Genomic DNA, 18646 nt, shown 5'->3' with positions numbered 1-18646 from the left:
GTTCAGTGGCCCAGTTTGCGCTCGGCCTTGGCGGCCTGTTCATTGATGGCATCGGTCTGACGCTCGATGTCTTTGATCTCGGTGGGCGTCACTACTTTATCGACGGTTTCGGTCTTGGGATTCGGGCGTTCCAGAGGCTGGCCCTTGTCAGCCTTTTCGGTGCCCCGCTGGGCTTCTTCAGAGCTGATGGGCGCTGGGGTTTTATCGGCATTCATGGTGAGTCTCCAGTCAATTGAAGGCCCGTGAAAATGACGGGCGCTTAAGCAGCAGAGGCCTGCCGAGGTGGATAGTTCAAGGAAATTGCCCGCGCCAACCGCCCGGAAAATAAGCGCAAATTAATTTAAACCTTTGTCGCCCGCGCTGGATCAACTCTCTCAGAATCCCATTCCCCAACTGGAGACACTCGATCATGAGTTCACACCTAAACGGCAAGAATATTCTGGTTATCACCTCCAATACCGGCATTGAGCGCGATGAACTGCTCAAACCGCTGGAAGCACTGCGCGGGCATGGCGCGACGGTGACCCACGCCTCCAGCAAGGGCGGCACCACACAGACCTTCGTCGGCGACACCGAGAAAGACCAGACGGTGGAATCCGCTGCAAAACTGTCCGAGCTCTCCGGTGCTGATTTCGATGCACTGGTCATTCCCGGCGGCACCGTCAATGCGGACACGCTTCGCCAGGATGCAGCCGCACTGAAGCTGATCAACGAATTCGTGCAGGCGGGTAAAACCGTAGCGGCGATTTGTCACGGACCCTGGGCACTGATTGACGCAGGCGTGATCAAGGGCAAGACCCTGACCTCCTACAAGAGCGTGCGTATTGACCTGGAAAACGCCGGTGCCGCTGGCTGGGTCGATGCCGAGGTCAAGGAATGCAAGGCCAACGGCTGGACCCTGATTACTTCGCGTACGCCGGACGATCTGCCGGCATTCAATGAGGCAATTGCAAGGGCTGTGGCAAGCTGATGCCCGAGCGCTGAACGAAAACAGGCGCCGTCGAGGCGCCTGTTTTTTATGGGCTGATGCCTCAGCTTTTACGATGCTCCGGCATCTCCCGTTTCGGGCCGAACATTGCCCAGGCGATCAGCCCCAACAGCGGCACAAAAATCAGCACCACCAGCCATAATCCTTTGGACTCCCAGCCCCCCGTGCTGCGCAAAACGATATTGATCGCCCACAACTCCAGCAGCAACAGAATCACCGCCAGCCCAATCCAGATATATTGAATTTCCATGCTTCACCTCCTAGGTCGTATGCGTTAGGTCAAGCATCGGCCGTGAGGGTTCATTTAAATTTGCGCGAACCTTGCGCCGTGGTGGAATGCAATGCGCCACAGGGCCAACCATGCAACCTGCACGAACGGCACCGTCACGCACTCGCTGTAGGCCATTGAATTTGTAGAGGTATTTCAAAAAGCTCAGGTTGGTACACCTGATGCACTCCTGCACTGGACGAGGCGTGCATTTCGACACGCCCTGAGTTTCCCGTGAGGTGTCACCCATGAATGCGATTGACCTGCTCAAAGCCGACCACGAACGCGTCAAAGCCCTGTTGACTCAACTGAGTGAATCCACCGAACGCGGGGTCAAGAAACGCACTGAACTGCTGGCCAAGCTGGAAGCGGAAATCAGCCTGCACACCAAGCTGGAAGAAGAAATCCTGTACCCGGCGTTCAGAAAAGCCGGAGGCAAGGAACAAGACATCATGTACCACGAGGCCAAGGAAGAGCACCGTACCGTCGACGCCCTGGTACTGCCCGACCTGAAGCAGACCGAACCTTCGACAACAGAGTTTTCCGGCCGCGTCAAAGTGGTCAAGGAGCTGTTGGAGCACCATATCGAAGAGGAGGAAAGCGAGATGTTTCCCCAAGCGAGAAAATTACTCGGGAAAGCACAACTTGAAGAACTGGGCGCCGAGATGGAAGCGATGAAAACAGCGCATAAAAAGCAGCAGGCGACCAAGACCCTGGCAGCCTGAAGCATGTTTCACCGAGGCCTCACGGGTGGTACCGGGGCTTCGGTGCCGGGTGCTCCGGGTGCTGGCGAAGGTTCGGGCGCCAATCCCCAATCGCCCTGTCCGTACCAGTCATCACCGAGCATTTCGGCCGGGTGCATGGTGCGGTCGGCACCGTTGCCCCAGGCCAGGTCAGAGTCGCCGCAATAGCGGTCACACCCCCAGCAGATGCGATCAGGGTGGTGTCGCTGATGGTCAGCACCGCGATGTTCAAGGAAACGAAACTGCGTTGGGTCAGATGGGCCATGATCCAGGCTCCAGGCGTTGAAAAGATGCGTCCAGCCTGCGCCGCATCGGGCGCAGGGCCTATTCCTCGAAGCAGGTATGCCATCAGGGGGCCAGGCGCGTGCGCTGCCACCCTGCGTCATGCAGGCGGTAGTCGAGGCGGTCGTGCAAGCGGTCTGGCCGGCCTTGCCAGAACTCGATGCGCCGGGGTTGCAGGCAGTAGCCGCCCCAGTGCTCGGGCCGGGGCGGCTGGCGCCCGGCAAAACGCTCGGTGACCTCGCGCAGGCGCCCTTCCAACTCGCTGCGATGGGCCAGGGGCTGGCTCTGGGGCGAGGCCCAGCTGCCCAACTGGCTGGCGGCCGGGCGGGCATCGAAGTAGTCGTCCGACAGCTCGGCATCGGCCTTCACCACCGAGCCTTCGATACGCACCTGGCGCTCCAGGCCCGGCCAGAAGAACGTCATGGCGGCATGAGGGTTGTCCGCCAGTTCATGGCCCTTGGCGCTCTGGTAATTACCAAAAAAGAAAAACCCGTCGGTGCTGAAGCCCTTGAGCAGCAGGATGCGGCAGTGGGCATGCCCCTGGCCGTCCACCGTGGCCAGGGCCATGCTGTTGGCCTCGGCGGGCGGCACTTCGGTCTTGCGGGCCTGGTCCAGCCACTGGCCGAACAGCTCCAGCGGGTCGGCCTGCGGGCAGTCATCGCGAAGGCCGTAGAGGGTGTAGTTGCGGCGCAATTGCGCAAGGGACAGGGGCATGGCGCGGTCCTCCAGAAAGTTCGCCACAGTGTGGGAACTGGCGCACCGCTGTCCCTTGACCACGATCAACAATCGCCCGCGGCATGACGCCGCATGCCGCTTACCACAACGACTTGACGATGATCTTGCGCGCCTTGATGCCGGTCAAACCCGCTACAGCAACGGGATGCTGTAGCTGACAATCAGCCGCGTCTCGTCCTTGTCCGCCGTGTCATTGCCGCGCAATACCGCACTGCGCCAGGTAAAGCCCAGCCCTTTCAAGGCGCCGGTGGGGATCACGTAGTCCAGGCGCAGGTCGCGCTCCCATTCGCTGTTGTCGCTGCCGGCGGTGCGGATATGGCTGCCGTGAATGTAAGTCACACTGGAGCGCAACCCCGGTACGCCCAGGCTGGCAAAGTCATAGGCATAACTGCCCACCATGGCCTGTTCACCGGCATTCACAAACTTGAGCGACTGGGAGTTGGTGATCAGGTAAAGCGAACGGCCCTGCCCCTGGTTGATGTGCGGGAAGTCACTTTGCCCGGTGGTTTTCTGGTAGCCCAGGCTCAGCGAATGCCCGCTCAAGCCATAGGTGAACAGTGCGCTCCACAAGCGGTTGTCGACCTTGCCTGTGTTGACGCCGGGCGCGTAGTAGCCCGAGCCGACATAACCTTCGCTCCGGCCCGACGCACTGCCGTTCTTACCGTCGGCGGTGCTATAGAAATACCGCAGGTCGCTCTTGAGCTGCCCCACCGGCAGTTGCCAGTTGTGCACCAGGCCCAGGAAGTGCTGTTGGTAGAAGTTCTCCAGGCTGGCGTAGTAGTACTGCATCTGCAGTTGCTTGCTGACGGTGTAATCCACGCCGCCGTAGTAGAACTGGTGACTGGACTTGCCCTTGACCGGGTCATTGGCGCCGGCAATCGACAGGCCTTGGCCGTTGCTGGAATTGCGGTCCACGACCTGCTCGATCTTGCCCGCGATCAGGTTGATGTCCTTGAAGTCCCTGGACTCCACCTGATAGCCGCGGAAAGTCTGGGGCAACAGGCGCCCGTCTTCGGTGGTCAGCACCGGCAGCCTGGGCGTCAGGCTGCCGGCCTTGAGTTGGGTCTGGGCAATGCGCAGTTTGCCGGTGACGCCGGTCTTGCTGAAGTCATGGGCGGCCTTGCCATCGTCCAGCGGGAAGACGCTGCCGGGGGTGTTATCGGCACCGGACTTGCCGGCCCGGCCGGAGGCGTCCAGGCGCAGGCCGTACCACTCTTGCAGGTCCAGGCCCAGGCCGACCGTGCCTTCGGTGAAACCGGACTGGTAGTTGAACATAAAGGCCTGGCCCCATTCCTTGTCCGAGGCGGCCTTGGCGTTGCGGGTGTCCTGGTTGTAGTAGAAGTTGCGCAGGTCGAGGCTGGCTTTGCTGTCATCGATAAAACCCGACGCAGCCGCCTGCTGCGCAGCGCCGATGGAGACGGCGAGCGCCAGGCAAGTCTTGTGGTTCATGAAGGCTCCGAGCAGTAAGTGAGGCGATCCGTCGCAGCCCCGGCCTGTTCTTGTCGCAGGCCTGTAGAGTGGCACTCGACGGGAGCGCGCACGGTATAGGCTTGATCCCTGGGGAAAAAGCCACGAACTGCACGATTCACTTTTTCAGTTTGCGTAACAATCCACCGAGCGGCGAGCGCGCGTCCAGCAGTGAGGTGCAGTGCAGGCACGGCCGTGGTACGAGCCCGAATACCCCCAGGATGATGTAGATCACGGGCCGACCTCGATCACGACTTTACCGAAGGCGCCGCGCTGCAAATGGGCGAAGGCCCGGGGCGCTTCGGCAAAGCGGTAGGTGTGGTCGATCACCGGTTCGAGGCTGTGTCGCTCCACCATGCGAACCAGGTCTTCAAGGGCACGCCGTGGCCCCACCGCTACACCGACGATGGCGGCGCGCTTGGCCAGCAGGCTCATCAGCGGCGCGCTCAACTGGTCGCTCTCCAGCAGGCCGATCACTGAGACACGCCCACCGTTGCTCACCGCTTGCAGTGAGCGCGCCAGGTTGTCGCCACCGGCCATTTCCAGCACGTGCTCGGCGCCGCGTCCGCCGGTCAGTTCCAGCACGGCGTGGTGCCAGTCCGGCACCCGGCCACGGTGGATGCCATGGGCGGCGCCCAGTTCGACGGCACGGGCGATTTTTTCATCGCTGCTGCTGGTGATGATCACACGGGCACCATGGGCCGCCGCCAATTGCACGGCAAACAGCGAGACGCCGCCGGTGCCCTGCACCACCACGGTCTGGCCGGCGTGCAAGTGGCCGAGTTCGATCAGCGCCATCCAGGCCGTCAATGCCGCCACCGGCAAAGTGCTGGCCTGGGTGGCGTTCAACGAGCGCGGCGCGAGCACGCACCATTCGGCAGGGGTGGCCACGTACTCGGCAAGCATGCCGGGGATCGGGCCGCCTTGCGGTGGCGCGTCGGCCCAGGACAACGGCCTGCCGTCGACCCAGCCGGCGAAGAAACTCGACAGCACCTTATCGCCCACCTTGAACCGGCTCACACCTTCCCCCACGGCCATCACCGTGCCCGCCATGTCGGACGCCGGGGTGAAAGGGAATTGCAGGCTGGCGCCCATGCCGTTTTCCGCTACCTCGGCGTCACGGTAGTTGAGCGACACCGCCGCGACGCGCACCAGCACCTCCCCGGCCTTGGCCACCGGTCGCGGCACACGGGCCAGGCGCAGGGTATGCAGGCCAAAGGTCGGGATTTCCCAGCGTTGCATCAAGTCGGTCATGTTCAGGTCTCTCGTGAGGGTTTTGCGCAAGGATAAGAACCTCGCTCCACGGGATTAAGTAGGGGGCGACTCCTGGCTCTGCGGAGCTTTCATTCCGCAATGCTGGCAATTGCGCTAGGGTATCGGGCAATTCCCGTCGGCAATCGGTGCATCAGATGGACAACCTCACGACCCTGAATGCCTTTGTGCAAGTCGCACACACTCACAGCTTTGTCGCCGCCGGGCGGGTGTTGGGGGTGACGGCGTCGGCGGTCGGCAAGAGCGTCGCACGCCTGGAGGAGCGCCTGGGTGTGCGACTGTTCCACCGCAGTACGCGCAGCGTGACGCTGACTGCCGAGGGCGAGCTGTTTTTGCAGCGCAGCCGGCGCATCCTGCGGGAAATCGAGGAAGCCGAGGCGGAGTTGTCCCAGGTCAGCCAGGCGCCCCGTGGTCGCCTCAAGGTCAGCCTGCCGTTGGTGGGCCATCCGTTTTTGCCGGTGCTGGCCGACTTCAAGCAGGCCTACCCCGACGTCGAGCTGGACCTGAGCTTCACCGACCGCCGCGTGGATGTGGTTGAGGAAGGCTACGACGCGGTGTTGCGCAGCGGCGAGGCGCCGGACTCGCGCTTGAGTTCACGGCTGGTGGGGGATTATCGGATGATCGTCGTGGCGGCCCCCGCCTACCTCGAGCGTCACGGCACACCGCAGCGCTCCAGCGACCTGGCCCAGCACAGTTGCATCCTGTTCCGCTTCCCGAATACCGGCAAGTTGCAGCGTTGGCCGTTGCACACCCAGGGCATCGAACTCGACCAGCACCTGCCGGCGGCGATGATCTGCAACAACCTCGAAGCCCGGGTATGTTTTGCACTGCACGGCATTGGTATCGCCTACCTGCCGGACTTCGCCATTCGCGAGGCCCTCGACAGCGGGCAATTGCTGCAGGTGCTGCCTGACTGCGCCGAGCATGGCAGCTTCCGCATGATGTGGCCGTCGAGCCGGCACCCGTCGCCCAAGTTGCGGGTGTTTATCGACTTTCTCAAAGAACGCCTGTTTCCCTGATCAAGTACTGTCGAAGTGCTGCCGCACCTGAGGATGACGGACGTCGTCACGTGGATCCGCCAACACCTCAGGGCACCGGCAACCATCGACTGAATTCCCCCCGGCTGTTCAATGGGCACCAGGCGAAGTCCGTTTGCGCTGGGGGCAATGGCTGGCGTTCAACCATCGCGCACGGCGAACCCTTCCAATCGAACAGCGTTGCGCCCTGCCAAACCAGCACCACACCCCTGGCCTGGCTTTTATCCGTCTGCACCCAACATGCAGCAGCGGCCGCCATGAATGCCTCAATGGGTTCGTCATCGATGCGTGCTCGATACACCGAGCCCAGCAGCCAGCGGCAGACGTTCACGTGGTAAGTCCAATCCTGCGGTGGCCGGTGGCGATAGGCCCAGGTCATAAAGCTGCGAAACAGGTTCAGGCCCTCGGGCGGGTCCAGCTTGAGCAGCGCCGGGCAGATGTCGAACAAGGTGTGCCAATACGGCAGCAGGCGAGCATCCAGGTGCACGAAACTGCGGGAATTGCTGGGGTATTCAGGCGGCGCCGGTTCTGCGTGCAGGCGGCGGGACGCCTTGCTGACCAGGCGGCTGGCGCCTGCGGGCAACAGGTGGTTCATGAAACGCACTCACAGTCATGACGATGGAATGCCTCCTGGTTTCAGGAAGCCCAAGGCAAACGTCAGAATGCAGGGGAAGCGCGGGGGTTGGCCGAGGGCCAGGAATATCGTGGTGGCGCCTTGTTGCGCCGTTCATGGGCCGGACGCGGGGGGTGTCCCAGGCCCAGCAGCCAGGCCAGGCCGACCAGGAACACCAGGGCAACGGTCAATGCGTTGCAGACCGGGCAGGCAAAGTAGTTCGAGATGTTGCTGGAAGACGGGCTACCTAACCCTTTGTCGGAAAGTGGCGCCTGGTTGCCGCTCACCGAACAGAACGCTCCACCGATGCCATTGAGCGCCTGCCCCGTCATCTGCCCATGCCCCAAACCGCAGACGAACAGGTTCATGAGCACGCAGAAGTACAGGGCCCAGGCGATCAGCGAACGGTCGGGGTGGCTCGATTTCATGGCGGCGACTCTACCACCCGCGCCGCAAAAGGATGAAGCGCGACATGCCCCTGTGGCAGAACGTCGCAGATTACGTGCGCTTCCCAGGGTTGGTAGACTGGGCGCCCTCAAAGCCTGACGTATTGATCCAGAGCAATGCAGGCGCTTCACAGGATGCACAGTTGATGAGTACGTTATTCACCCGCCGCAAGGTGCTGACCGGTATGGGCCTGTTGGGCCTGGGCAGCCTGCTGGGCGGCTGTGACTACAGCCCCAGGCTGAACTTCAAGTACGGCAAGGACTTGAGCGACAAGATCATGGGCCGCACCTTCAAGCTCAAGAACACCGACGGCGAGACCGTCACCCTCAGCTCGTACCGTGGCCTGATGCCGGTGGTGTTCTTCGGTTTCACCCAGTGCCCGGCCGTGTGCCCGACCACCCTGGCGCGCGCCGCCCAGGCCAAGAAGCTGATGGGCCGCGACGGCGAAATCATGCAGGTTGTGTTCATCACCCTGGACCCGGAACGCGACACGCCCGAGATTCTCGACAAGTACGTCAAGGCCTTCGACCCCAGTTTCGAAGCGCTGTACGGCACCCCGGAAGAAATCGCCGTGGCCGCCAAGGAGTTCGGGATCTTCTATGAAAAGATCCCCGCCGGCGACACCTACACCCTGTCCCACACCGCCACCAGTTTCGTGTTCGACACCCGTGGCAACCTGCGCCTGGGCCTGCAGGCATCCCTTACCGCTAAAGAGTGCGCAGAAGACCTGCTCACCGTCATGGAGGTCTGCTAATGACTGCCGTTCAACACCTCAAGCGCACCCTTATCGGCATGACCCTGCTGGGTCTCGCCGCGCACGCCAGCGCCCAGGTGCAAGTCACCGACGCCTGGGTACGCGCCACCGTGCCGGGCCAACCGTCCAGCGGCGCGTTCATGACCGTCACCGCCGACAGCGACAGCAAGTTGCTGAGCGTGGCCTCGCCGGTGGCCAAGGACGTGCAGATCCATGAAATGAGCATGAAGGACGACGTGATGCGCATGGGCCCGGTGGACTCGGTAGCCCTGCCGGCCGGCAAGGCCGTGACCCTCGACCCCGACGGTTACCACGTGATGCTGATGGGCCTGACCGGCCAGATCAAGGAAGGCGACCAGGTGCCGCTGACCCTGACGGTGCAGAACGCCAAGGGCGAAAAGCAGGCGATTGAAGTGAAGGCGCCGGTGCGTGGCCTGGATGGGATGGACCATAGCAAGATGGACCATGGCAAGATGCACTGAGACGTGCGCACACGCCTCAATCCACGATAAATAGCCTTGCCCCGGCACTCGTCGAAGATCGATGCCCTTCCATGTCAGTGCCCACCTGGTAACTCATCCCGGCCGTCAGCGTAAACTGACGGCCGTCTTCCAGTTCTGTGTGCAACTCGCCTTCCAGGCATAACAGCACATGCCCCCGCCAGCACCAATGGTCCGCCAGGTAGCCAGGCGTGTATTCGACCATGCGCACACGTGTTGTGCCGAAGTGGCAGGTTCGCCACAGGGCATTGCCAGTGATACCTGGGTGAATCACCGGTTCGACCGTGGACCAGTCGGTGGTGCCAAAAGGAACAGCAGTGAGATCCATGGCGAGCGCTCGCGTTGATTGATGTGTCTTGAGGCTATTCACAAGACACGGTGGACGGTAGACACAGATCGACCCGTTTTATGAGATACGGGTATCCTGCCCGCGCAGAGCTCACGGACACGCTTATGCAGATCGACCCTGCCTACATCCTTCACGAAACCGAACACTGGCGGCTCAACCATCATCTGGCATCTGCGTTGCCCGGCTACCTGATGCTGGGGGCCAAGGCGCCGATCCACTCCCTGGCTGACATGCCGGAACCGGCGCTGGCCGAGTTGGGCGGGTTGCTCGCGAAGGTCCAGCGGGTAATGGAGGCGCAGCTGGAGCCGAAATGGCTGTACATCAGCCGGTATGGGCACATGCCGGGCTTCCCGCTGCACTTTCATTTCATCCCCGTGTATGACTGGGTAGAGGCGGCGTTTTGGCGTGATGAGCGTTATCGGGTGCTGCAAGGTTTTGGAACACAGGAACTGGCGCAGACATCGACCGATGGGGCTGAGTTGACGCTGTTTGTATGGCGTGAGTTTGGAGAACGCCTCACGCCACCGCAGGTCCAGGGAGACACGGTGCATCAAGTCATTGAGAGGCTGCGCGTAGCGTTTGCGCGTCAATGACGAGTGGTGTCAGGGGATCAGTTGTTTTGTCATCGGGATACACGCCAACGTCAGCCCCGACGGCGAGAAATAAACCGCCTGTTCATCCCCCGCATAGCCACACGCCCGGTAAAAGCTCGCCGCATTCAACGTCGCATCCAGCACCACGGTCTTAACCGCCATCTCCCGCGCAACCGTCTCAAGGTGATCGAGCATCGCCTTGCCATATCCGCGCCCGGTGCACTCGGGCAATACGAACAGTGCGCCAACTTCATTGTTGTCCAGATCAAGCATTCCAGTGACGACCGCCCTACCGTTCAGCCACCCCAGGTAAAACGGTTTATCCATCAGCGCGCTGTAACCATCCTCGGCCTTGCCCCGCGTCCACAGCAGCATTTGCTCGCGCGTGTAAGCGCCGATGCATTGGCCGCGAATGGCCTGCAAGCGGATGTCGAACGCCACCTGGGCGTGTTCTGGGGTAGCCCGTTTTATCTCCAGCATTTCACGCTCCCTCCATGAAATCATCGTGCCATTAGCACACTTGTGCTAATCGACCCCTCCTCCCTGCGGCGCTATATTCCCCGGCACTTCCAGCGCTCCTCCGGCACCGTGCATTTCTTGCGCGTGGGCGCGTTGTGCGCTGGAAAAACCATAACAACCCCAAGGAAGAAGCACCATGAAACTGCAATCCTCCGTTACCCGCCTCACCCTGTTGGGCGCCCTGATCATCGGCGTCGCCGGCTGCAGCAACATCAAACCTACCGAAGATCACCTCAAGACGCTGTCGGAGACCAACCTGGGCGAACCGGTCAAGCGTATTTCCAATGTGCGCAGCGACTCGATGACCACCTACTACGTCGCCAGTGCCGCCTCCGGCGAGTACAACTGCTCAGTGCCCAGCGGTGCCAGCGGCGGCATGTTCGCCGTGGCCAGCTTTGGCATGATGAAGCCTGCGGCCTACTGCCAACCCAAAGGTGCACGCGGCAACCCACTGCAGGGCTTCACCCAGTAACCGTCTGCTGGCTCAGGTCGCGCAAGGTCCCGCGCAGTTCGGCGGGACGCACCGGCTTGGAGAGAATGGCGATCCGGCGGTCGTGCAAGGCGGCCTGGATTCTCTCCACGTCATGCCCGGTGAGGATCAGCGCAGGGACGGCCCAGCCGCGTTGCTCGCGCAGGGCATCGATGCATTCGATACCCGTAGCGTGGTTGCCCAGGTCGTAGTCGGCGACGATGATGTCGCAGTCACTGACCAGAGCACGCCCCGAAGACTCCGCCTGCACCTCGCAACCCCAGCGCTCCAGCAGGGCCTGGGTGGCGAGCAGCACGTTGTGGTCATCTTCTACCAGGCACACCTTCAACCCGGTCAGCAACCCGGCCTGGCGCGTGTCGTCGCGCGGTGCCGTGGCACGTGGCGCAGAGGCCAGGGTCAAGCCATACAGGCTTACAGAAGTACCATGGCCCACCCGTGAGCGCAGGCCTACCTGCACTCCCATCAACTGCCCCAGGCGCTTGACGATGGACAGTCCAAGGCCGACGCCTTCGACGTCCTTGTCACGCAGGTGGCGCACTCGATAAAACTCCTCGAAGACCTTTGATAGATGCTCCTCGGCAATCCCCCGGCCCCGGTCATGAATCTCCACCGCCAAGCCGCCGTCGCGAACGCGCACGCCGATCAGCACAGGCCGTTGCGCGCCGTATTTGAAGCAGTTGGACAGCACGTTCTGCACCATGGTCGCCAGCAGCGCAGGGTCGACCAGCACCCAATGCGTGCAGGGCCGCAGGCGCAGCTCCACCCCGGCCCAACGCGCGGCCTCGGCGTTCTGGCGCACCAGGTCGGCAAGGAACTCGCCCAGGTGCACCGCCTGGTACTTGGGCAAAACGCGGCCGTTGTCGAGGGTGTAGAGATCGAGAATCGAGCGGAACAATTGCGATACGTTGAGCAGCGAACGGTCGATGTTATCGACCAGGCGCCGCTCTTCATCACCCAGCCGGGCTTCGCGCAGGCAAGCGGTGAACAGGCCGATGGAATGGATGGGTTGACGCAGGTCATGGCTGGCCTGGGCAAGGAAACGGGATTTTTCCAGGTTGGCGGCAATGGCCTGCTCGGAGGCCTTGCGCGTGCGCTCCAGCAGGATATGCGCGTACACCGGGATCACCGTGCTGGTGATCATCAACATCAGCACCATGAAGGGTTGCGCCTGCCACACCGGCGTCAGCCGATACACAATCAGCAGCGCCAGCAAGGCCAGCGCCGTGGCGATCGCCAGGTAGCGCGAGCCGTAGCGCATGCCGTTGCCCAGGTTGACCCACACCATCACCGCATACAACGGCAACGCCGCTTCACCGCCCACCACCATGCCGAACGAGGTGCCGGTGTAGTCGTGGATCATGCCGAAGATGCGCCGCGCCGGGTAGTGCCCCGGCCAGCGCACGATGACTTGGCGCAAGGCAATGGAGGCCAGCAGGAACAGGAAGATATACAGGATCACCGGCAGGTAGGTGTCCACCGACTGTCCCGGCAGGAAGCCCAATGCACCGATGTAGACGATTGCAATGCTGGCGACCACGATGCGCAGGTTGGCCTGGTCGAGTTCGGAGTTAGTCTCAAGACTCATGGGTTTACGTCCTTGTGCGGCAGTCATCAATTCCTTCACGCACCGCAGGCAGGCCTTGGGCGCGGTGGTAAGGTAGCATGCAACGGCACAACCTTGCCCCAGGGAGGAGCACCCCATGACCGGCCGTATCATCATCGCCGATGACCACCCGATGTTCCGCGAAGGCATGCTGCGCACCGTGCAGCGCCTGCTGCCGGACGCCCTGGTGCAGGAAGCCGGCGACCTCGGCGGTGTGCTCGCGCTGATCCGCGACGGCGGCGAGATCGACACGTTGATCCTCGACCTGCGCTTCCCCGGCCTGACCTGCATGAGCCAACTGGTCGAACTGCGCCAGCAATTGCGGCGCACCACGCTGATCGTGGTATCGATGGTGGACGACCCGGCGCTGATCGACCAAGTCATGGCCCTGGGCGCGGACGGGTTCATCGGCAAGAATATTGCCCCCGAAGAGATCGGCCAGGCGCTGCTGGCGATCCGCGAAGGCGAAGTACTGGTCAAGTTCGCTCCCTCTGGCCTGCTGCCACTGGACACCCATACCCTCACCGCCCGCCAGCAAGACGTGCTGCGTCTGATCGCCCAGGGCAAGACCAACAAGGAAATCGCCAAGGCCCTGGATATCTCGCCGTTTACCGTGCGTATCCATGTGTCGTCGCTGCTGCGTACGCTGGGTGTGCCCTCGCGGGCGGCGGCCGCCGTGAAGTATGCCGGGGAGTTCCAGTGACCAGCCGTGCGTAAGCCCCGCTGCATCCGATATTTATGCTCACTTCCCAGCTTAATAATATTTTATTAATAACCGCCCTCCCCCTAGCCTTGAAGTCATGCCAACGCTGAATCCAACGGCATTACGCAAGGACAGAGGACATGACTGAAGCAATAACAAAAACAGACACGCTGGTGGTGGGCGCCGGCCAGGCTGGCGTGGCCATGAGCGAGCATCTGAGCAAGCAAGGCGTGCCCCACCTGGTGCTGGAGCGCAGCCGCATCGCCGAGCGCTGGCGCACCGGGCGCTGGGATTCACTGGTGGCCAACGGGCCGGCGTGGCATGACCGCTTTCCCGGCCTCGCATTCGACACCGTCGCCCCGGACGGCTTTGCGCCGAAGGAACGCGTGGCCGATTACTTTGAAGCCTACGCCCGCAAGTTCAACGCGCCGATTCGCACCGGCGTCGAGGTGCTGTCCGTGGTACGCAATGTCGGCCGCCCCGGCTTCACCGTGCACACCAGTGAAGGTGTGATCGAAGCCAACCGGGTGGTGGCCGCGACCGGACCATTCCAGAAACCGGTGATCCCGGCGATTGCGCCGAAAGATACGGCCCTGCACCAGATCCACTCCGCCGAGTATCGCAACCCCGCGCAACTGCCGACCGGCGCCGTGCTGGTGGTGGGCGCCGGCTCATCCGGCGTGCAGATTGCCGATGAATTACAGCGTTCCGGGCGCCAGGTGTACCTCTCCGTCGGCGCCCACGACCGCCCGCCCCGCGCCTATCGCAACCGCGATTTCTGCTGGTGGCTGGGGGTGCTGGGTGAGTGGGACCAGGCGGCGATGAAGCCCGGCCGCGAGCACGTGACCATTGCGGTCAGCGGCGCGCACGGCGGCAAGACCATCGACTTCCGCGAGCTGGCCCAGCAAGGCATGACCCTGGTGGGCCTGACCCAGGCGTTCAAGGGCAGCGTCGCCACGTTCCAGCCGAACCTGGTGGAAAACCTGGCACGCGGCGATGAAAACTACCTGGCCCTGCTGGATGCCGCCGATGCCTACATCGAACGCAACGGCCTGGACTTGCCCCTGGAGCCCGAAGCCCGTCGCGTCTTCCCAGATGCGGACTGCATCAAGAACCCGATTCTGGAACTGGACCTGACCAAGGCCGGTGTTACCTCGATCATCTGGGCCACCGGTTTTGCCGTGGACTACAGCTGGCTGAAAGTCGCAGCCTTCGACGAGGCCGGCAAACCCCGGCACCAACGCGGCGTTTCCAGCGAGGCCGGAGTCTACTTCCTCGGGTTGCCGTGGCAGTCGCGCCGGGGGTCGTCGTTCATCTGGGGCGTGTGGCACGACGCCAAATACGTCGCCGACCACATCGCCATCCAGCGTCAATACCTTGAATACCGCGAAGCCGCCCCGCTGGCTCGCCCATCCCCTGTCAACGCCTGAGCCGTCATTGTCGGAGTTTTCTTGATGCCCACTCACACCCGAATCCGCATGTTCAACACTAAAGAAACCTACCCCAACCAGAGCCTGGACAACGATCTGTGCCAGGCCGTGCGCGCCGGCAATACCGTGTATGTGCGCGGCCAGGTTGGCACCGATTTCGAGGGTAACCTGATCGGCCTTGGCGACCCACGCGCCCAGGCCGAGCAAGCGATGAAAAACGTCAAGCAACTGCTGGAAGAGGCCGGTTCCGACCTGTCGCATATCGTCAAGACCACCACCTACCTGATCGACCCGCGCTACCGCGAGCCGGTGTACCAGGAGGTTGGCAAGTGGCTCAAGGGCGTGTTTCCGATCTCCACCGGGCTGGTGGTGTCGGCCCTCGGCCAGCCACAGTGGCTGATGGAAATCGATGTGATCGCCGTTATTCCCGAGTGAGGAGCCGCACATGACCTTTTCAATCGTCGGTCGGTGCGCCGAAACCGGCCAACTGGGCATTGCCATCAGCTCCTCGAGCATTGCCGTGGGCGCCCGCTGCCCCTGGTTGCGGCCCGGAGTGGGCGCGGTGTCGACCCAGAACATTACCTTGCCGGCGTTGGGCCCGGACGTGCTGGACCTGCTGGAGCAAGGGCTGGCCCCTGCCGACGCCCTCGACAAAGCGCTGACTCGCAATGGCTACAGCCAGTACCGGCAACTGACGGCGATTGATCACCTGGGACGCAGCGTGCATTTCAGCGGCAGTGAAACCCTCGGCACGCACAACGCGGTATCGGGCGAGCAGTGCGTGGCGGCGGGCAACATGCTGGCCGACCGCGCGGTGATCGAGGCAATGGTCAGCGCTTTCGAGCAGGGCGAAGGCCAATTGGCCGACCGACTGCTGGCGGCCATGCACGCCGCGATTGCCGCCGGTGGCGAAGCCGGCCCGGTGCACTCTGCCGCACTGGTGGTGGTGGGCGAACTGACCTGGCCGATCATCAACCTGCGGGTGGATTGGGCCGATGAACAGCCGATCCTTGCACTGCAAACACTCTGGGACGCCTACCGTCCGCAGGTGCAGGACTACATCGACCGCGCCCTCGCCCCGGACCGCTCCCCCGGTTACGGCGTGGCCGGAGATGACCGATGAATACCAGCCGCGAACTGCTGCAGACGCTGGTTGCGTTCGACACCACCAGCCGTGAATCCAACCTGAAACTGATCGAGTTCGTGCGGGACTACCTGGCGGGCTTCGGAGTGGCCTGCGAGTTGGTCTACAACCCGGAACGCAGCAAGGCCAACCTGTTTGCCAGCGTTGGCCCGGTGGAGTTGCCCGGCATTGTGCTGTCGGGGCATACCGATGTAGTGCCGGTGGACGGCCAACCCTGGACCGTGCCGCCGTTCGAGCTGACCGAGCGCGATGGCAAGCTGTTTGGCCGTGGCACCGCCGACATGAAGGGCTATATCGCCTGCGTACTGGCGCTGGTGCCGGCACTGGTTGCAGCGCCGCTGCGGGTGCCGGTGCACATCGCCCTGTCCTATGACGAAGAAGTCGGTTGCCTGGGCGTGCGTTCGTTACTCGCGGTGCTGGAGCAACGCCCGGTCAAACCCATGCTGTGCATCATCGGCGAACCCACCGAACTCAAGCCGGTGCTCGGGCACAAGGGCAAGTTGGCGATGCGTTGCGATGTACATGGCGAGGCGTGTCACTCCGCCTATGCGCCGTATGGAGTGAATGCGATTGAACATGCCGCCGAGTTGATCGGTGAGTTGGGGCGAATTGGCCAGCGCCTGCGCGATACCCAGGACGCACGGTTTGACCCGCCGTTCAGCACGGTGCAGACCGGGGTGATCAGTGGCGGCAAGGCCCTCAACATCGTGCCGGCGGACTGCAGGTTTGATTTCGAAGTGCGCGCATTGCCGTCGCAAGACCCGTCCGAGGTGGCGGATGAATTGAAGGCTTACGCTGAGCAGCAGGTGTTGCCACGCATGCAGGCGGTGAGCGCGCAAAGTGCGATCCGGTTTACCGAGTTATCGGCGTATCCCGGGTTGGTCACCGACGAGCGCAGCCAGGCGGCGCAGTTGATTGCCGCGTTTTCCGGTTCACGGGAATTCGGCACGGTGGCGTTTGGCACCGAGGGTGGTTTGTTTGATGCGGTGGGCATTCCCACGGTGGTGTGCGGGCCCGGCAGCATGGACCAGGGGCATAAGCCGGATGAGTTCGTGGGTGTGGAACAGCTCGACGGCTGTGATCGGATGTTGCAGCGGATGCTGGCAACATTGCTGTAGCACGTCCGAGCTGAAGTATCCCGCCTCTGAATAAGGGTGAAACACTTGAAACGGGGCTTTATCCAATGATCAGGAACCGAGCCTGTTGAGTCGCCACCTATTGTCGCCATCAACTCATAGGTCCGATTATGCCAAGTATCCATTCATCTTCCACTCCTTCGTCACTTCAAGGAGCACATCAGGCGTTGCACGTGCGCACTCTTGACAACGTGCTGCACAAAACCGGGATGCGCTTCACGATACAACTGCATGACTACCAAGGCGCGCAAAAGATCTTCGATGAACTCGCCAGGTCAAAAGACATCGGTGTCAAACAACAATCTGACGTCTATGATCTCAATGATTTTGGTGGCGGGTTTGGTATGTACAACACACTTCATTTCAGTTTCAAACCTGACGCACGTGACGGTACCTTCAGCCTTGCCTTACAGATGAGAATCAGTGATTTCCATCGAGAGTTCCAACAAAAGCTTGATGAGGCCGGCATCAGGAATTACGCCCCATCAGAATAAAGATTGATTGTTCCCTGGTGTCGCAAAGAAACGCATCCTCAGGACGAATTTGATCCATCTGTGAGTAGCAGTCCGGTCAGGAGACACCCAGTACCCTGCGAGAATTCACGATGTAAAACATTCAACCCTCTTTCCCACGTTCTGCGTGAGAACGATCATGTCAGCCGAGCAAGCGGGCGAGTTCTTCGCGGCAGTAGTCGACAAATAGCTGCACCGGCTTGGTCAGCGGTGCGCGGCGCAGCCATACCGCCGACAGGCCGGAACCGGTGACGGTCTCGGCCAACGGCACACACACCACCTTCTGCCCATCGTAGGTGTACTCGGTGAACGGCTTGGTCACCAGAATCGAAAACCCGAACCCCCGCCCCACCATGCCCCGCACCATCTCGATCGACGGCGAGCTGAACACGATATTCGGCGTCAGCCCGCGCTCTTCGAAAATGCTCACGAAGTAGGTGCGGCTGGGCAGCACGTCCAGCAGGATCATCGGTTCCAGCACCAGGTCTGCCAGCGACACCCTGGCCTGTTGCGCAAAGCGATGATCGGCCGGCAAGAGCGCATAGGGCTGCTGCGGCGGCATCAACGGGGTGGTTTCGATAGTCGCGCCCAGGTCGTGCTCGAACAGCATGGCCACGTCGATACTGCCCGCCGTCAGCGCCTGCACCAGCTCCTGTTGTTCGCCATCGCGGATACGGATTTCCACCCCCGGCCAGCGCGCCTTGAAACCGGCGATCAGACGCGGCAGGTACAGCGGCGCCACGGTTTCAAAGCAGCCGATATCGATCTGCCCCGCCACCACGTCATTGTCCGCCAGGGCGTTCTGCTCGAACTCGTGGGCCACCCGCAACAGCTCCAGCGCCTTGCGATAGAAGCGTGCGCCGCTGGGCGTCAGCGACACGCCCTGGGCGTGATGACGGATAAACAATTGCACGCCAAAGCTGTCTTCCAGCTGCTTGATCGCCGTGGACACCGACGGCTGCGCGATATACAGCTTGCGCGACGCCTCGGCGACGCTGCCGCACTCGGCCGTGGTGACGAAATATCTGAGCTGGCGCAGGTTATAGGCAGCCATCGGGACC

At 62.2% G+C, this 18646-nt stretch carries 24 protein-coding genes and 1 pseudogene; 13 read left to right on the top strand and 12 right to left on the bottom strand.

All coding sequences use genetic code 11. The annotated features are described in order from the left end of the window. Positions 1-2 precede the first annotated feature (2 nt). Positions 3-215, bottom strand: a complete 213-nt coding sequence (locus tag K5K89_RS13770; protein WP_222541620.1) for a hypothetical protein — start codon at positions 213-215, stop codon at positions 3-5. Between the two features lie 194 nt (positions 216-409). Here K5K89_RS13770 and K5K89_RS13765 point away from each other — a divergent pair, with 194 nt between their 5' ends. Beyond that, complete coding sequence (locus K5K89_RS13765) at positions 410-970, top strand: type 1 glutamine amidotransferase domain-containing protein (protein ID WP_071491706.1); 561 nt, start codon at positions 410-412, stop codon at positions 968-970. A 61-nt stretch (positions 971-1031) separates the two neighbouring features. On the opposite strand, the gene K5K89_RS13760 is transcribed toward K5K89_RS13765, so the two are convergent. Next, positions 1032-1238 (bottom strand): PLDc N-terminal domain-containing protein, encoded by a 207-nt coding sequence (locus tag K5K89_RS13760; protein ID WP_071491707.1) that lies wholly within the window; start codon positions 1236-1238, stop codon positions 1032-1034. A gap of 266 nt (positions 1239-1504) precedes the next feature. Here K5K89_RS13760 and K5K89_RS13755 point away from each other — a divergent pair, with 266 nt between their 5' ends. Further along, entirely contained in the window at positions 1505-1981 is a 477-nt protein-coding gene (locus K5K89_RS13755) for a hemerythrin domain-containing protein (RefSeq protein WP_092245471.1), read from the top strand. Positions 1982-1989: 8 nt separating this feature from the next. Here the strand turns inward: K5K89_RS13755 and K5K89_RS13750 are convergent, their stop codons facing one another. From K5K89_RS13750 to K5K89_RS13735, 4 genes are all read right to left on the bottom strand, one after another. Beyond that, positions 1990-2187 carry a DUF3079 domain-containing protein gene (locus K5K89_RS13750; protein ID WP_261401113.1) on the bottom strand — a complete coding sequence of 66 codons (198 nt, stop codon included), beginning with the start codon at positions 2185-2187 and terminating at the stop codon, positions 1990-1992. A 160-nt stretch (positions 2188-2347) separates the two neighbouring features. Then, a complete protein-coding gene (pdxH, locus tag K5K89_RS13745) occupies positions 2348-2995 on the bottom strand; it encodes a pyridoxamine 5'-phosphate oxidase (protein WP_222541619.1) in 648 nt (215 codons plus the stop codon). Between the two features lie 153 nt (positions 2996-3148). Beyond that, positions 3149-4465, bottom strand: a complete 1317-nt coding sequence (locus K5K89_RS13740) for an OprD family outer membrane porin (protein ID WP_222541618.1) — start codon at positions 4463-4465, stop codon at positions 3149-3151. Positions 4466-4714: 249 nt separating this feature from the next. Further along, on the bottom strand, positions 4715-5737 hold the full coding sequence (locus K5K89_RS13735; protein WP_222541617.1) for a zinc-dependent alcohol dehydrogenase family protein: 1023 nt from the start codon (positions 5735-5737) through the stop codon (positions 4715-4717). A 155-nt stretch (positions 5738-5892) separates the two neighbouring features. Here K5K89_RS13735 and K5K89_RS13730 point away from each other — a divergent pair, with 155 nt between their 5' ends. Next, positions 5893-6774, top strand: coding sequence for a LysR substrate-binding domain-containing protein (locus tag K5K89_RS13730; RefSeq protein ID WP_071491712.1), 882 nt, complete (start codon positions 5893-5895; stop codon positions 6772-6774). Positions 6775-6841: 67 nt separating this feature from the next. On the opposite strand, the gene K5K89_RS13725 is transcribed toward K5K89_RS13730, so the two are convergent. Beyond that, positions 6842-7387: a putative natural product biosynthesis protein gene (locus tag K5K89_RS13725; protein ID WP_222541616.1), complete on the bottom strand. Its 546-nt coding sequence runs from the start codon at positions 7385-7387 to the stop codon at positions 6842-6844. Positions 7388-7449: 62 nt separating this feature from the next. Further along, positions 7450-7833, bottom strand: a complete 384-nt coding sequence (locus tag K5K89_RS13720; RefSeq protein WP_092245363.1) for a DUF2946 domain-containing protein — start codon at positions 7831-7833, stop codon at positions 7450-7452. Between the two features lie 164 nt (positions 7834-7997). Here K5K89_RS13720 and K5K89_RS13715 point away from each other — a divergent pair, with 164 nt between their 5' ends. After that, positions 7998-8606: an SCO family protein gene (locus tag K5K89_RS13715; RefSeq protein ID WP_124423954.1), complete on the top strand. Its 609-nt coding sequence runs from the start codon at positions 7998-8000 to the stop codon at positions 8604-8606. Beyond that, positions 8606-9088 (top strand): copper chaperone PCu(A)C, encoded by a 483-nt coding sequence (locus K5K89_RS13710; protein WP_071491715.1) that lies wholly within the window; start codon positions 8606-8608, stop codon positions 9086-9088. Before K5K89_RS13715 ends, K5K89_RS13710 begins: the two co-directional genes overlap by 1 nt. A gap of 16 nt (positions 9089-9104) precedes the next feature. Here K5K89_RS13710 and K5K89_RS13705 read toward each other — a convergent pair whose 3' ends face one another. Continuing rightward, positions 9105-9434: a DHCW motif cupin fold protein gene (locus K5K89_RS13705; protein ID WP_093123532.1), complete on the bottom strand. Its 330-nt coding sequence runs from the start codon at positions 9432-9434 to the stop codon at positions 9105-9107. A gap of 125 nt (positions 9435-9559) precedes the next feature. Between K5K89_RS13705 and K5K89_RS13700 the strand changes: the two genes are divergently transcribed. Then, on the top strand, positions 9560-10048 hold the full coding sequence (locus K5K89_RS13700) for an HIT family protein (RefSeq protein ID WP_071491717.1): 489 nt from the start codon (positions 9560-9562) through the stop codon (positions 10046-10048). 9 nt (positions 10049-10057) lie between these two features. Here the strand turns inward: K5K89_RS13700 and K5K89_RS13695 are convergent, their stop codons facing one another. Next, a complete protein-coding gene (locus K5K89_RS13695) occupies positions 10058-10528 on the bottom strand; it encodes a GNAT family N-acetyltransferase (RefSeq protein WP_222541615.1) in 471 nt (156 codons plus the stop codon). A 175-nt stretch (positions 10529-10703) separates the two neighbouring features. Here K5K89_RS13695 and K5K89_RS13690 point away from each other — a divergent pair, with 175 nt between their 5' ends. Beyond that, a complete protein-coding gene (locus K5K89_RS13690; protein ID WP_033896666.1) occupies positions 10704-11039 on the top strand; it encodes a hypothetical protein in 336 nt (111 codons plus the stop codon). Here the strand turns inward: K5K89_RS13690 and K5K89_RS13685 are convergent. Then, positions 11029-12642: a hybrid sensor histidine kinase/response regulator gene (locus K5K89_RS13685; RefSeq protein ID WP_071491719.1), complete on the bottom strand. Its 1614-nt coding sequence runs from the start codon at positions 12640-12642 to the stop codon at positions 11029-11031. The two genes, K5K89_RS13690 and K5K89_RS13685, sit on opposite strands and share 11 nt — an antisense overlap. A 115-nt stretch (positions 12643-12757) precedes the next feature. On the opposite strand from K5K89_RS13685, the gene K5K89_RS13680 reads away from it, so the two are divergent. The 6 genes and pseudogenes from K5K89_RS13680 (at position 12758) to K5K89_RS13655 (ending at position 17567) form a co-directional block, all read left to right on the top strand. Beyond that, the gene (locus K5K89_RS13680) at positions 12758-13363 is read left to right on the top strand and encodes a LuxR C-terminal-related transcriptional regulator (protein WP_222541614.1); all 606 of its coding nucleotides are present in this window, start codon (positions 12758-12760) and stop codon (positions 13361-13363) included. Between the two features lie 97 nt (positions 13364-13460). Continuing rightward, positions 13461-14793, top strand: a pseudogene (locus tag K5K89_RS13675) (flavin-containing monooxygenase). Between the two features lie 24 nt (positions 14794-14817). Then, positions 14818-15228, top strand: a complete 411-nt coding sequence (locus K5K89_RS13670; protein WP_016969085.1) for a RidA family protein — start codon at positions 14818-14820, stop codon at positions 15226-15228. A 10-nt stretch (positions 15229-15238) separates the two neighbouring features. Next, positions 15239-15916, top strand: coding sequence for a DUF1028 domain-containing protein (locus K5K89_RS13665; RefSeq protein ID WP_071491722.1), 678 nt, complete (start codon positions 15239-15241; stop codon positions 15914-15916). Further along, on the top strand, positions 15913-17055 hold the full coding sequence (gene argE, locus K5K89_RS13660; protein WP_071491723.1) for an acetylornithine deacetylase: 1143 nt from the start codon (positions 15913-15915) through the stop codon (positions 17053-17055). Before K5K89_RS13665 ends, argE begins: the two co-directional genes overlap by 4 nt. A 191-nt stretch (positions 17056-17246) precedes the next feature. Further along, a complete protein-coding gene (locus tag K5K89_RS13655; RefSeq protein WP_130898105.1) occupies positions 17247-17567 on the top strand; it encodes a hypothetical protein in 321 nt (106 codons plus the stop codon). 160 nt (positions 17568-17727) lie between these two features. Here the strand turns inward: K5K89_RS13655 and K5K89_RS13650 are convergent, their stop codons facing one another. Then, positions 17728-18639 (bottom strand): LysR family transcriptional regulator, encoded by a 912-nt coding sequence (locus K5K89_RS13650; RefSeq protein ID WP_071491725.1) that lies wholly within the window; start codon positions 18637-18639, stop codon positions 17728-17730. Positions 18640-18646: the final 7 nt, after the last annotated feature.

It is taken from the genome of Pseudomonas sp. DR208 (assembly GCF_019823005.1).
In the GTDB taxonomy this organism is placed as follows: Bacteria; Pseudomonadota; Gammaproteobacteria; order Pseudomonadales; family Pseudomonadaceae; genus Aquipseudomonas; species Aquipseudomonas extremorientalis.
This window is presented reverse-complemented; position numbering and strand designations above follow the sequence as displayed.